This is a genomic window from Spirosoma radiotolerans, from assembly GCF_000974425.1.
GTDB classification, from domain to species: Bacteria; Bacteroidota; Bacteroidia; order Cytophagales; family Spirosomataceae; genus Spirosoma; species Spirosoma radiotolerans.
The window spans coordinates 6880465-6895500 of sequence record NZ_CP010429.1 but is presented as its reverse complement, the minus strand read 5'-3'; the positions used below and the strand labels follow the sequence as shown (position 1 = coordinate 6895500).

The following is a 15036-nucleotide window of genomic DNA, read 5'->3' as shown; positions in this document are numbered from 1 at the left end:
GGTTTCAATAGTCAGCTTCTGACACTGCAGCGGTCTGCGAAAGTATAATTTCTTCTTACAGTCCACGCTTGACTAAAAATATTATTAGTATGCTTGCATACTAATTTTGAAATGATTTTATTTGTTAACGAATTAGTATGCAAGCATAATAAACTCTTTTCAATATGATCGCGGCAGAACCAAAAGCCTCTTTAAAAGGTGGCGAATTTCTGATCAAAGAAACGCAGGCATCACAGGTTTTTATTCCTGAAGAATTTACCGAAGAGCAGCAGATGATTGCGGCTACCTGCCGCGAGTTTCTGGAGCGGGAAATATGGCCACGTCTGAATGAAATTGACAATGCCAAATCGCCAGAACTGATTTCATCCCTTATGGACAAAGCCGGTGAACTGGGTATTCTGGGCACGTCCGTACCGGAACAGTACGGTGGTTTTGGCACAAATTTCAATACGTCAATGCTGGTCGCTGAAGTAACGGGCGCGGGCCATTCCTTTTCGGTGGCTTTATCTGCTCATACCGGTATCGGTACGCTACCCATCGTGTACTATGGCAATGAAGACCAGAAATCAAAATACCTTCCCAAACTGGCATCTGGCGAGTGGAAAGCAGCTTATTGCTTAACGGAGCCCGATTCAGGTTCAGACGCCAATTCAGGTAAGACCAAAGCAAAGCTGACCGAAGACGGCTCGCATTATATATTGAATGGTCAGAAAATGTGGATTACCAACGGTGGTTTCGCCGATGTGTATATCGTATTCGCTAAAATTGACGAGGACAAAAATTTGTCTGCTTTCATTGTTGAGCGTGGCTACGAAGGCATCACCATGAATGAGCCGGAGCACAAAATGGGTATCAAAGGCTCCGATACTCGTCAGATTTTCTTCAATGACTGCAAGGTTCCCGTTGAGAATCTTTTGTCGGAGCGTGGCAATGGCTTCAAAATCGCCGTCAACATTCTCAACATAGGTCGGATTAAGCTGGGCATTGCTGCTGTCGGCGGATCAAAAGAGGTAATCAATCATGCCATCCGCTATTCAAACGAGCGGAAACAATTCAAAACGGCCATTTCTCAATTCGGTGCGATTAAGCATAAACTAGCCGAGATGGCGTTGAAAGTATACGCGTCCGAAACCGCTTCCTACCGGGCTGGCCAGAACATCGACGACCTGATTGAAGACCTCAAAAGCCAGGGGCTCGACGACGCTTCGGCTAAGTTGAAGGCATTGGAGCAGTTTTCTATCGAGTGCGCCATTATGAAAGTACACGGTTCGGAAGTCCTGGATTACGTAGTCGATGAAGGCGTTCAGGTGTATGGAGGTATGGGCTATTCTGCCGATGCACCGATGGATCGCTCCTACCGGGATGCGCGCATCAACCGGATTTTTGAAGGCACGAACGAAATCAACCGGATGCTCGTCGTAGATATGCTGTTGAAGCGGGCCATGAAGGGCGAACTTGACTTGATGGGTCCGGCTATGGCCGTTGCCAAAGAGATCATGTCCATCCCCGATTTCTCCATGGAAGAGGAGGAAGGCTTATTTGTCGCTGAGAAAAAAGTTATTCGGAACTTGAAGAAAGCTGCCTTAATGGTATCAGGTGCTGCCGTACAAAAGTTCATGATGAACCTCTCAACCGAACAGGAAATCCTGATGAACGTGGCCGATATGGCTATTGAAATTTACGTGGCGGAATCAGTTTTACTACGGGTTGAAAAACTAATTGGTATAAAAGGCGAAGAAGCCGTTGCCCTGCAAAAACAAATGGCGCTGGTGTATTTACATGAAGCGGTTGAGAAAGTCAACAACTCTGGTCGGGCTGCAATTACGTCGTTTGCTGAAGGCGATGAGCTACGGGGCATGTTGATGGGCTTGAAACGATTCACGAAAATTGACCCAATGAATCTCAAAGACGCCCGTCGCCAGATTGCCGACGCCATGATTGCCGAGAATAAATACATTTTCTAGGAAACGTAAGCTCCGGCCTGCTTTTTTCTATAAGGTTGTAAATAAGCCGCTTCTCTGTTCTTAGAGAAGCGGCTTATTCATGTCGACCAGACGGTCAATTTTATTCATGGCTGGTTCCAGGCTTTGGAGTTCTCCGGGTTTATTTCTTTTTAAGCACTTTATCGGTGAGCACGTCATTTAGCACCTGCTCCCGGTAGTTTCGGCTGATGGGAATGCGGTGGGTCTGAATAGATAGTTCATTGCCCTCGATTCCGTCGATTTTATTAATAGCAACGATGTATGATTTATGCACTCGAATAAATAATTTATGATTTAAATCCTGCTCTATATTTTTCAAATAGAGCATTGTTACGTACCTGGCTTTCTGCGTGTAAATGGTCACATAATTCTGCAATCCTTCGATGAACAGGATATCATTGACTACTATTTTCTCGTATTTATTACCGCATTTGATAAAAAAGTAGTCGGCCTCACTTTCTTCTTTTGGCTGACTAGCCGACGTGGCTTTAGTGACCAATCGATGATAGTCACGAGCTTTGCTGGCGGATTTAAAAAAGCGGTCGAACGTAATGGGTTTGAGTAAGTAATCAAGCACATTTAACTGAAAGCCTTCCAGCGCAAAACTAGGGTAAGCCGTTGTGAGAATTACCAGCGGTGGCTTTTGTACCATCTTCAAAAAGTCGATCCCACTCATCTTCGGCATCTGAATATCCAGAAAAACCAGATCCACAGGTTGTTGGTCCAGTATTCTGAGCAAGTCGAGTGGATTTTCGCAGGTACCGGTCAGGTGTAGGAAATCAATGTCTCGTACATAATTCGCCAGCCCCTCCCGAGCTAATGGTTCATCGTCGACTAGTACACAAGTAAGCTTCATCGCGGTCTTCAGGCTATTTGTAGGGTGGGCGTTACAATACAATCCGAAAGGGTTAACGCCAGCTTTACTTCAAACTGATGCTGACCGTGCTGAATCGTAAGTTCATACTGTTCCGGATAGAGTAGATCCAGCCGTCGCTGTACATTTTTCAGGCCAATACCACCCTGACGAATCACTTCAGACGAAGCGTTGGGCGAGGTACTGTTAACTACAGAAAAATGTAATTTCTGACCATCCAGGGCAAGCTTTACCCGAATCCAGTTAGGCTTGTCTGCATGTTTAGAAACGTGCTTAACCGCGTTTTCGACAAAGGTCAGTAGAATAAACGGGGCGATGCTCCATTGTCCGCTAATGGACCTGGGTGATTCAAAACGAACGGTCACATTGCTGTTTTGACGAAGCTTTTCCAATTCGATGAAGTTTTCCAGGTACGTAACTTCGTTCACCAGCGGAATGTGCCGGTCGTTGCACTCATAGAGTTGATAGCGTAATAATCCGGAAAATTTGGCCAGTGATTCTGATGCCATATCCGGGTTTTTATGAATTAGGAAAAAGATGGAATTGATGGTGTTGAACAGAAAGTGCGGGTTGAACTGGTTTTTTAGAAATGTCAGTTCGGCTTCCAGTTTTTCTTTCTCTAAAAGTTGCTGCCGCTGCCGGGTCTGGATCCAATTTTTGGTCAGTTTAATACTCATGGCCAGCGTGGTACTGGCAACAGTCGATGGCAGTGCATTACTAAAAAACGTATTGAAACAGGCCGATTGACCATACAGATCGGCAATCGTTCGTCCACTCAAATAAGCACTGAAATAGTACCCACCAACAATGCAAAGCGTAGCCCATAATACGGTCAGAACCAGGCAGGCTATATACGTGGCGAACTGACTCTTCTCCAGGTATCTGGGAATTAAGTAATAAAGATTGAAGTAGACAGCCAGTGCCTGAAAAATAACATAGAAACTGTACTTGAGCGCGTAGGGTAAGACAACCAGCGACTCAAAAACTCTCACCGGATTGCCCAGCGTAACAACCCACCAGAGGTAATGATATAAAAACCAGAATGGAAGGTGATACAGCTTGTATTTCACAAACCAGCTCCGGCTTAATTGGCTATATGAGAATGCACGCGGCATGGGTAAGCAGAGTTTGTTTGATCAGCTAAGAGCCGTCCTAAGTTACACAGCCTGAGTGAGTTTATACCGATTATATACATGAGTTGACCAAACTAATTGACCAACGACCTGATTGACTAGACGACCGGCACATGGGTACCACTCCGGAAGTTTGTGTTTAGCATATCGTTGATTTTATGCACTTCGTCAACATTACCGGGTCAGTCGTCAATTCGTTTTCCGGTTGATTTTTGTTGGCCGTTTCTTTACCAGGCAGCCCAAATCAACCTTCGTATGCCTACATACAATTTATCAGTCAACGAAAAAAAATACGCCATTAACGCCGATGCTCAAATGCCATTGCTGTGGGTGATCCGGGATATTGTTGGATTGACCGGAACAAAATACGGCTGCGGTATTGCGCAGTGTGGCGCGTGCACGGTGCATCTCAACGGAGCTCCTATCCGATCCTGTTCTTTTCCCATATCCGCTGTAGAAGGTCAGCCCGTTACCACCATTGAAGGAATTTCCAGCAATAATACGCACCCGGTGCAAAAAGCGTGGATTGCCGAACAGGTTCCTCAATGCGGATACTGCCAAAGCGGTCAGATCATGTCTGCTGTTGCACTCTTAAAAACCAATGCGCATCCAACCGATGCCGATATTGACGCGGCCATGCAGGGAAATATCTGCCGTTGTGGCACTTATCCCCGTATCCGAAAAGCCATCAAGCGAGCCGCGGGTATACCTTTTAAAACCAATACGCATGGAAATCAGTAAACAGGAACTGTCCAGGCGGAATTTCATCTGGCAGACTGGACTATCGGGCATCGCCCTGACTCTTGGTGCTTGCCTGCCAGCATCCGGCAGAACGGCACCTGAGCTTATCAATATTCAAACCACCAGTACAGAAACGGCACTCCTCGCCTGGATCTCCATTGATACCACGGGTAAGGTGACCATTATGAATCATCGCTCAGAAATGGGTCAGGGGACGGCCCAGGCGATTCCGCAGATGATTGCCGAAGAACTGGAGGTGGCCATGCATCAGGTCAAGGTTGTATCAGCACCGGCTAACCCCAAAGCGTTCGGTCCTCAACCGCAAGAAGGAAGTTTTTCGGTACGGGGCTGGTACAAACAGTTGCTGCAAATTGGCGCTTCGGCCCGCGAAATGCTCATCGGAGTAGCCGCCAAACGGTGGAACGTGCCGCTATCCGATTGTTACGCAGCCCATGGGCAGGTCATTCATCGCCCAACGGCAAAGAAGATTGGATATGGGCAACTTGTGGAAGAAGCCGCCAGTGCAGAACCGCCACAACACGTACCATTGAAAAAACGGAAGGCATATACGCTCGTCGGGAAGCCCTTACACCGACTGGATATTCCGCTCAAGACAAATGGCAAAGCTCAATTTGGATTGGATAAGAAACTGCCGGGAATGCTATACGCAGTGGTCGAACGAAGCCCCCGGTTTCGTGGAAAAGTAAACGGGTTTGACGACACCCGAACGAAGGCAATACCAGGCGTAAAACAAGTCTTCATCGTGCATCGGCCCGTTTTTGGTGATCTATTCGAAGGTGTAGCGGTCGTTGCTGATTCGCTTTGGGCAGCCATGCGGGGACGAAAGGTACTAACCGTAGATTGGCATGATAACGGATTCGAGCACCTGGATAGTGAACAGATTTCGGCTCAAATGCGGGAAAACCTTAAAAAAGTTGGCCCATCAGTGGCCCTTGACGCAGCGTTGCAACAGGCTGATAAACAGATAGACGCTATTTATGAGACACCATACCAGTCGCATAGCTGCATGGAACCTCTCAACTGCACGGCTCATGTGCAGGACCATCGCATCGACATTTGGGGCCCGATTCAGGAAGCAAACTGGATACAAGCCGACCTGAGTGAGCGCATGAGCGTTCCGATAGAAAACGTCAGCGTAAACATGACCTTTCTCGGGGGTGGTTTCGGCCGCAAAGCCTTTCCAGACTATCCTTACGAAGCAGCTTTGCTCTCCAAAAAAATGAAGGCACCCGTTCAGGTTGTATGGACCCGGGAAGATGACATGAGCCAGGGACCGTTTCGTACTGGAGCGATGTATGCCTGCAAAGGAGGCATTGACAAGGCCGGAAAGATACTGGCGTTTCAGGCTATCACGGCGGCTCAGTGGATCGGGCAGGCATGGAGCCCCGAACCTTATCCTGAACCCAAGCCCTTACAGCACAACATGGGCACAATGGAAGGCATGCTGAGTCCATACCTGAACACAATTCCAAATTACAGTTTTGGGGGCGTAGGTACCCGCGCTCCCATGCCGGTTATGTGGTGGCGTTCGGTGTATGCATCTACCAACGGCTTTGCCTGTGAAAGTTTTATCGATGAACTAGCCCACGCAGTCGAAAAAGACCCGCTGGCATTTCGAAAAAAACACCTTAACAATACCCGATACACGGCTTTCATCGACCAACTGGTGACCGTAAGTGGGTGGGAATCGAGAGGGAAACAAACAGGTTGGGGAGTAGCCATTACGGAGTGTTTCGGTAGTATTTGCGGCCATGTGGTTCGGGTGTCCCGCCAATCGGATAAGAAACTAACCATTGATAAAGTAATTGCGCTTATCGACTGCGGCTGGTATGTTAATCCGGATACTATCCGGGCACAGGTAGAAGGCAGTATCGTTATGGGCCTGGGAGCGGCTATTAAGCATGCTACAACCTTCAGGGAAGGGAAAGCCGTGACGCAAAATTTCAATAGCTACGCAATGCCACGCCTAATTGATACTCCGGAAATTGAGGTCCATATCATGGAAAATGACGAAGGAGCCGGGGGCGTTGGTGAGCCAGGACTGCCTCCGTTTGCACCAGCGTTGTGCAATGCCATTTTCGACCTGACCGGCAACCGCATACGAACATTGCCGTTTAAGCTAGACGAATTGTAACAGGTAAAATTCTTTGTCACACGCTCAAGATCAGTTAGCATGTATAACAATGGTCAGCTAAACCGCCGGGATTTTCTGAAAATCGGTACACTTGCTACCGGTGGCTTGTTGATTGCGTTTGGTGTTCCGGTTGGGGCGAATCCTTTACTGACTGAATTACCTGCGGCACGAGCGGTCCTATTGAACGCGTTTCTGCGAATTGATACGGACAATAGCATTCATATTATTCTGTCGAAAGTTGAAATGGGACAGGGCATTTGGACAACCTTACCTATGCTGATTGCCGAAGAACTGGATTGCGACTGGAAGCACATACAGGTAGCCCACAGCCCATCGGGCATAGCCAGTGATTTCCTGGAAAACGTAGTCTATCGGTCGACGGGTGGGTCAGAGACGACCACTCAGGAGTTCGACCGCTATCGGATGGCGGGGGCCACAGCCCGCACGATGCTGGTGAGTGCGGCAGCCCGAAAACTTGGTGTGCAGCCCAATGAATGTCGAACGGAGAACAGTTATGTCATCGCTGGCGACCATCGGATTAGTTACGGTGCCGTAGCCTCCGAAGCGGCTAGCTCACCCACTCCAATCGTTACTCTTCGTGAGCCGAAAGACTGGAAATACATTGGTAAACCGCAGCATCGGCTGGATACACCCGCGAAAATTGATGGCCGGGCAACTTATGGTATCGACATCCAGTTTCCGGGTTTACTCACCGCTGTCGTAGCTCACTCACCCGTTTTTGGTGGTACTGTGAAGTCATTCGATGCGACGCAGGCAAGAGCGTTTCCTGGTGTACGTGAGGTTGTGCAGATTCCAACGGGCGTGGCCGTACTGGCAGATAATTTCTGGGCGGCTAAACAGGGGCGGGATGCCTTGAAAATTGATTGGAACCCCAGAGCGGATCCAATGATCAACAGTTCGTCACAACGGGAAACCTACAACGAACTGGCCAGAACGGAAGGGCAAATTATCCAGCGAAAAGGAGATGTGTCGACGGCCTTGAGCAGAGCTACTAAAACCATCGACGCGTCGTTTTATTTCCCCTATCTCGCTCATGCTCCTATGGAACCCCTCAACTGTACGGTACGGATTCAGGCAGGCACCTGCGAGGTTTGGGCGGGCACGCAGTCGCATCTACTGCATCAGGCCGAAATTGCGGCCTTTCTGGGCATGAAGCCTGAACAGGTTATAGTTCACCAACCGTTTATGGGCGGGAGTTTTGGCCGGCGCGGCTCGTTCAGTGACGATTGGATCATGGAAGCGGTCCATGTTGCTAAAGCCAGTAAAAAACCTATAAAACTGATCTGGTCTCGGGAGGACGACATCAAAGGAGGCTATTACCGGCCGGTTTACGTCCACCGGGTGCAGATTGGTGTTGGAGCCGATGGATTTCCAATGGCTTGGCAGCACCGAATCGTTGGTCAATCCCTGTTTTCTAATACGCCCTTAGCTGGGCTGATCGTTCAAAAAGGAATCGATTATAGTTCGGTTACCACAGGGGGGCCTTACGCTGATACCATTCCTGACCAGTCTTTTGCGTTGCATACTACAACGGCCAGCGTTCCGGTTCTTCCCTGGCGTTCGGTCGGTAGCACCCACACAGTTTTTGTCATGGAAACCTTGATAGATGAGTTAGCAGCGCTGGCAGAAACAGACTCCGTCGATTACCGACGTTCGTTACTGACAAATCACCCTCGCCATTTGGCAGTACTTAATCTGGCGACCGAAAAAGCCCACTGGGCCAGCCCCTTGCCCAAAGGCCGATTTAGAGGAGTAGCCGTTTGCGAAGCAATGGGAAGCTACGTGGCGCAGGTAGTCGAAGTATCCGTTATGAATCAGTCGGTACGTATCCATCGTGTGGTATGCGCCATCGACTGTGGTTTAGCGGTAAATCCTGACGGTGTTCGCGCCCAGATGGAAGGTGGAATCGTTTTCGGGCTTACGGCGGCTTTGTATGGCGAGATAACACTCGAAAATGGGCACGTGCAGCAAAGCAATTTTCATGACTACCGCATGTTACGCATGGATGAGATGCCGACCATTGAGGTTTACATTGTACCTAGTAACGGCAAAATGGGGGGTGCTGGCGAACCAGGTGTGGCGCCCATTGCCCCCGCTCTGGCCAATGCACTCTTTGCCGCTACCGGAAAGCGAATTCGACAGTTACCCATTAGCCTGGACAATTCCGGCAAGCCCTGATTGGAAGGATACTTCTGCCTAACGCTGGGCCTTGTTTTTTGAGTTACCCACACCTCAATAATAAGTGACGAAGTTAGAATCGTTTAAGTTATTTTCACTGGCCTACCTGGTAAATACCAGAACGAATAATCACTTTATCAATACGAGCCAGCCCTTAAACCGGAACTGGCTCGTTTGTTTATGATCATGCTTAACAAACGCAAACGTTACTGACATAGGGCTGTCAGCGCTCCACGCGATCTTTGTTATGGTCATTTACAAATCCCAACAAATCATGACAACACAATTGGAAATTCCCGAAAAAGCCCTTCAAATTAAAGAAATACCGGCCTTTACCGGTCTCTGCTTTACTACCCGCGCAACCTTGCCAACCTTATCGCGTCATACCAGCGATGTTGTTACTAGGCTGTATGCAGAAGCCAATCATCTCGGTCTGGAAGTAATAGGGCCGGTTCAATGGATTTACACGGGTGTCAACGGTGATGAAACGAATGAATTCCATCTGGACATTGCCCTGCCTATTCGCCAGCCGGGTAGTCAGCCAGATACATTTTCCTATCAGGTCTTTCCTTCGTTTCGATGCGCCTTTTATACCTATAGAGGCCCCTGGAGTGAATTTGGGCAGGTATATGATGCGCTTTTTAGGCAACTTTATCGGGATGGGAATCAGAACGATGGGTACGTGCGTGAGGTATACACTATCATTGATCTGGAAAATCCGTCGCGTTGCGTAACTGAGATCCAGCTTAAGCTCGCCTAAGGCTTTTACAGACATAGAATTACTTGGCACCGAAGTTGGTAGAAAATCCAGCTTCGGTGCTTTTTTTATGGACTCCAGAGCTTATTTAACCAACCTAGCATTAACGGGTCTCCCTAAACGGCTACTCATGAAAAATCAAGACTTCAATTCCCGGCGCACCTTCTTACGAAACCTTGGTGCAGGTGCATCGGCTCTTTCATTACCGCTTCTTGGCTATGGCGAAACGCTTTCTTTCCAGAACGAGCACAGCCGCATTTATTCACTAGCCAGCAACCTTGATTCGGCAGATTTGTCGCAGCCGGGTCGTAAACTGGGGATTGCGCTGGTCGGCCTGGGCAGCTATAGCAAAAACCAGTTAGCGCCGGCCTTACAGCTGACGCAGAATTGCCGCCTGGCCGGCATCGTGACCGGTACGCCTGCTAAAGCCGACGAGTGGATGAAGAAGTACAACATTCCGAAGGAGAACGTCTACGATTATAAAACCTTCGACCGGATCGCCGATAACAAAGACATCGACGTCGTGTATGTTGTATTACCCAACTCCATGCATGAAGAGTATGTTATTCGAGCGGCCCAGGCGGGCAAGCACGTTATCTGCGAAAAGCCTTTGGCAATCATGCCAAAGGCTTGCCAGAACATGATCGATGCCTGCAAAAAGGCGAACAAACAGTTGGCTGTTGGGTACCGCCTGCACTACGAGCCATTTACCAGAGAAGTGATACGGCTTGGGCAGGAGAAGGTATTCGGAGCCGTTAAGTTTGTAGAAAGCAGCGACGGTTTCCGCATCGGTGATCCAACGCAGTGGCGGATGAAAAAGTCAATGGCGGGCGGTGGCCCACTCATGGATGTCGGCATCTACGCCATTCAGGGCGCCCGGTACGTAACAGGCGAAGAACCCATTTCGGTAACCGCCCAGTTTTCGCCCAAAACCGAGCCGGATAAGTTTAAAGACGTTGAAGAGACTATGTTCTGGCAATTCCAGTTTCCGAGCGGAGCCGTTTCCAACTCAACCACGAGCTACACGGCGGGTGTTGAGCGGCTGCGGGCTTCCTGCGAGAAAGGCTGGTTTGAGCTATCTCCTGCTTTTGGTTATGGCCCGCTCAAAGGCATGACCAGCAAAGGTCCCATCGAGCAACCGGTTGTCAACCACCAGGCTGCCCACATGGATGGCGTTTGTAAAGATCTTCTGGCGGGTAAACAATTGCCCGACCACGTGACTGGTGCCGAAGGCCTACGCGACGTTAAACTCTTACAAGCCGTTTATCAGGCTGCCGAAACGGGCAGAAAGATCAATTTAAAGGCCTAGAAAGACTCTGCCCAGCTAGCGACATTTGGCTTAAGAAGCACACGTCACTAGCTGGGCAGCATAAATTAACAATTCCTAAAGCGTTTATCCCAGCGACTGCATCAGCACTTGAGCTTTACGAATGTTCGTATTCTGTCGATCTGTTTCGATAAGGCCGTCCCGGAGACGAATAATGCGGTGAGCATACTCAGCGATGTCTTCTTCGTGAGTAACCATGATGACCGTATTGCCCTTGCTATGAATCTGGTCGAAGAGGTCCATAATTTCGTAGGAGGTTTTGGTATCGAGGTTACCCGTTGGCTCATCGGCCAGCAAAATACTTGGATCATTGACCAGCGCCCGTGCAACGGCTACCCGTTGCCGCTGACCACCCGAAAGCTCATTTGGCCGGTGACCAGCCCGGTTCTCCAAACCTACATTTTTCAGCGCCATCATTGCCTTTTCAGTACGGTCGGCTTTGCTGTAGCCAGCGTAGATGAGCGGCAAGGCTACGTTCTCGAGCGACGTTTGTCGGGGCAGTAGGTTAAATGTCTGAAAAACAAAGCCAATTTCCTTGTTCCGGACCTCAGCCAGTTCATTTTCGCCCATGCCGCTCACATCCTGGCTGTTCAGAATGTACTGACCGGATGTGGGTGAGTCCAGACAGCCGACTATGTTCATCAGTGTGGATTTGCCTGAACCCGACGGGCCCATAAACGCAACATATTCACCCTTCTGAATACTAATCGTGATGGACTTGAGCGCATCGACTACTTCAGTACCCATTACATAACGCTTGGCAATACTGCGGGTTTCAATAATATTCATAGTTTGGCAGGCTGAATAGACAAATCTACTTTATTGTAGAAACTTCTCTCTACTCTTTTCGATTGACGCTAATTTTTCCTGATAAGTCGCCATAAATGCCTGATAATCGGTGGGCGTAGTGGCGGCCTGTAGCTTTGCTAATCCGCTCTCCGCGTAATCGGGCAGGCTTAACGACAGGCACAAGGTGATGTATGTCTTCAGCAGATCGGCATTGTCTTCATTGAAGGGAAGAGCCGTTAAGACGAGATCATAAGCCGATTTCGTTTGATTTTTCCGTTGAGCTAACTGCGCTGCTGCCGAAACAATGCGGGCATTCAAAGGGGCGAGTTGAAGAGCCTGCCGATACATTTTTTGCGCCTGATCAACGCGTCGCGTACGCTCGTACGTTTGTCCCAGCCAGTAATCCCGCTCAGCCTGATGCTGCGGTAAAATGAGCTCTTTCGCCATCGTCTCCGCCGAACCGACGCTCCGCCGAAAAGCCGATAAACGAATGGCTGCCACATTTCGCAGGGAAGTCGCTACGGGGTTTACCTGTTTCGCGTTGGGTAGGCCCGAAAGGACCAACTGGGCATTTCGCCACTGCATCTGCTCCAGATAATCGTTTATCAGGGCCACACCCGCCACCGTTTTCAGACTGGGGTCTAAAATCGTTTCCCAATAAGCTCCCCGGTTGGCGTCATCCAGTCGGTAAATGGCATAAAAAGCCTTTTCCAGATCCGTTTGGGGTTTACGTTCCTGATAGAGCACTTGTTTTAACGCGGCCACAGCCGAATCACTTTTAGCCGATATTTCCCAAAACGACTGCGCCAGGGCGGGATCATTGGCTTTGGTATAAGCCACGGCCCGATAATAGATCGATGTGGTATCTGTATTCTCGCCAAATGTTTCGGCAGCCTGACGATATAAACCCTGCTCCAGCAACCACAACCCCGCTATAGACCGATACGCTGCCCCATTACGCTGGTCATTCTCCGCTAGCTGGCCCAGGAGGCTAAAAGCAACGGGCTGATTATGGCTCTTGTATTCAGCTACAGCACGCGCCAGCAGTAAATCGTCCGTAAAATCTTGGTTGGCAGGATCTTGCGACAGGCGTTTAAGTGTACCCATTACGGCGCTGTCGGGAGTTTGTTCAGCGAGGGTATAATTGTATAAACTGGTAAAACGCCCAACACTTAATCCGTGCTTAGCGGACTCGCTCGCCAGCCAGGTAGGTTTAGTCGGTTGGCTGGTCGTTGTGGGATCAATTAGCCGAAGAGCCAGCGCATTGGCCTGATACGACTCGTAATCCAGCTTTTTCTGATCCGAAAGCAAGCTCGAATCAGCCGCTATAACGTTAGGATTGCGGGCATAAAAAGCCAATAAATTGGATTCCGGAACCTCGTCCCGCTCAGCCTGAGCCGTTGCCGATTTTAAGTAGTAATAAGCCGAATCAGCCACGCTTGTCCGGGCATACAGAAACCCAAGATTATTCTGCAACTCCCCACTTTTCGGGAATGCCCGAATACCCCGCTGGAGTGCTTTTACGGCCTCAAAAAATAGATTCGTTTGCAGATACGTCTGGCTTAACCCCACGTAATCCTGCGGATTTGGTTGCTTCAGGAGCGCCTGCTGGAAGAAGAAAGCAGCCGCCGTTTGATTATTCTGAGATAAGGCCAGCGAAGCCAGCGCGTAGTTTGACTTATGGTTCTGAAACTCCTGCTCTAACGCAAGTTGATAGAAGGCATTAGCCGATCGCAGCTCATTAGCAGCCGTATACAGATCACCCAGCCCGTTGTAATAACCCGCAATGCTCTGCCGGAACGCAATGGCCCCGCCAGACGCGACCAGCACAACGACACCAAACACGCCCACGACTCGAAACAGGCTTAACTCAAGCCGTTTTGGTTTGTACAATATCCGATAAACGGGCAGATTTTGCTGAAAGATTGGCCAGAAATTAATCAGAATATAGGCCACAAAAACAACGCCCATAGCCAGATGGGTGTATACAATTACATCCTCAAACATCTCCACAAGCGGATCATTGGCTGTGGCGAAGGCGTACCCAATAGTGAGCGTCGTGAGTAACGCCATTCCCAAATAGAAGTAAGCCCCGGCGTCGCGAAACGAAAAAGCGTCCTGCTGCTCGATTAGCCGCCGAAAGCCCCATACGCCCAGTGTGACGGAAATAAGATAGAGTACAAATGGGCTGATAGCCAGCACGTCCCAATCAATGAATTTGGTGTTTTTGAGCCAGATGAGCACCAGATTAATCAAATACAGGAAGCTGATGAACAGGAAATTATTCATTCCCAGCACCCGCCGTTGGCTCGTTGCGCCCTCGGTTGCTTCGGAACGCCCGGCCGATGTGAGCCAAACCAGCCCGGCAATGATTTCTGTGGCTATGAAGAAAATGAACCCGATGCTAAAGACCAGCAGCACCGGCATCCCATAACTCACAATGACCAAAGCCGGAAATTTAACGGGCGACAATACCCCCAAACTCCCTACAATAAGCGTCGTAAGCAGGGCAAAGATACTAAGCCGAACAAGGATGGTACGATCGGGCCGGAACGCATGGAAATAGTAGCTGACTGATCCGAAGATAAACGTCAGTAGTAGAAATAGATAATTGCTGCCCAGCCCCGGTATTTCGAGCATTTCCCACCGAAAGAAAGCCAGACCAAGGATCAGCACAGCCATACTGATGAGGTAGCGTATCCGGCTAAAGCGGGTAATGGCGCTCATCAGAAGCACAAATGAAAGGCAGATGCCAACCAGTAAACCCGTAGCTACACCCGGCCGTATCTCCATACGTGAGGGAATAAATTGCTCAGAAACGGCATACGCTTTTCCATCGACAGCATAGTCGAGCAGGCCATCGGAGAAGCTATGAAAAGTAATGGGTAATTCGTTCAGTTCGCTCAGTACGTCCCAATGAACAACGTTCGTAAGCCCCTTTGCCCAGACGATAGCCAGCAAAAGAATACTGATAATGAAGGCAATAAAGCTAAACAGATAGGTAAGCCGATACGGGCGGCCCCAATCTTTCCAGAAAAATAAAGATGACATGAAAGAGAAACGCCATTAGCCTCGGGTT

At 49.2% G+C, this 15036-nt stretch carries 10 protein-coding genes; 6 read left to right on the top strand and 4 right to left on the bottom strand.

Going from position 1 to position 15036, the window contains the following annotated elements:
- Positions 1-164 precede the first annotated feature (164 nt).
- Positions 165-1964, top strand: coding sequence for an acyl-CoA dehydrogenase family protein (locus SD10_RS28055; RefSeq protein ID WP_046578719.1), 1800 nt, complete (start codon positions 165-167; stop codon positions 1962-1964).
- 139 nt (positions 1965-2103) lie between these two features.
- Here SD10_RS28055 and SD10_RS28050 read toward each other — a convergent pair whose 3' ends face one another.
- Both SD10_RS28050 and SD10_RS28045 read right to left on the bottom strand, forming a co-directional pair.
- Positions 2104-2838 (bottom strand): LytR/AlgR family response regulator transcription factor, encoded by a 735-nt coding sequence (locus SD10_RS28050; protein WP_046578718.1) that lies wholly within the window; start codon positions 2836-2838, stop codon positions 2104-2106.
- Between the two features lie 8 nt (positions 2839-2846).
- Positions 2847-3971, bottom strand: a complete 1125-nt coding sequence (locus SD10_RS28045; protein WP_046578717.1) for a sensor histidine kinase — start codon at positions 3969-3971, stop codon at positions 2847-2849.
- Positions 3972-4244: 273 nt separating this feature from the next.
- Here SD10_RS28045 and SD10_RS28040 point away from each other — a divergent pair, with 273 nt between their 5' ends.
- From SD10_RS28040 to SD10_RS28020, 5 genes are all read left to right on the top strand, one after another.
- Positions 4245-4730 carry a (2Fe-2S)-binding protein gene (locus SD10_RS28040; protein WP_046578716.1) on the top strand — a complete coding sequence of 162 codons (486 nt, stop codon included), beginning with the start codon at positions 4245-4247 and terminating at the stop codon, positions 4728-4730.
- Positions 4717-6885: a xanthine dehydrogenase family protein molybdopterin-binding subunit gene (locus tag SD10_RS28035; RefSeq protein WP_046578714.1), complete on the top strand. Its 2169-nt coding sequence runs from the start codon at positions 4717-4719 to the stop codon at positions 6883-6885. The genes SD10_RS28040 and SD10_RS28035 overlap by 14 nt, the downstream gene beginning before the upstream one ends.
- A 39-nt stretch (positions 6886-6924) precedes the next feature.
- The gene (locus tag SD10_RS28030; RefSeq protein ID WP_046578712.1) at positions 6925-9084 is read left to right on the top strand and encodes a xanthine dehydrogenase family protein molybdopterin-binding subunit; all 2160 of its coding nucleotides are present in this window, start codon (positions 6925-6927) and stop codon (positions 9082-9084) included.
- A 274-nt stretch (positions 9085-9358) separates the two neighbouring features.
- Positions 9359-9844: a GyrI-like domain-containing protein gene (locus SD10_RS28025; protein ID WP_046578711.1), complete on the top strand. Its 486-nt coding sequence runs from the start codon at positions 9359-9361 to the stop codon at positions 9842-9844.
- Positions 9845-9971: 127 nt separating this feature from the next.
- Positions 9972-11150, top strand: coding sequence for a Gfo/Idh/MocA family protein (locus SD10_RS28020; protein ID WP_046578709.1), 1179 nt, complete (start codon positions 9972-9974; stop codon positions 11148-11150).
- Between the two features lie 84 nt (positions 11151-11234).
- Here SD10_RS28020 and SD10_RS28015 read toward each other — a convergent pair whose 3' ends face one another.
- A complete protein-coding gene (locus SD10_RS28015) occupies positions 11235-11957 on the bottom strand; it encodes an ABC transporter ATP-binding protein (protein ID WP_046578707.1) in 723 nt (240 codons plus the stop codon).
- Between the two features lie 30 nt (positions 11958-11987).
- The gene (locus tag SD10_RS28010; RefSeq protein ID WP_046578706.1) at positions 11988-15008 is read right to left on the bottom strand and encodes a tetratricopeptide repeat protein; all 3021 of its coding nucleotides are present in this window, start codon (positions 15006-15008) and stop codon (positions 11988-11990) included.
- Positions 15009-15036 lie beyond the last annotated feature (28 nt).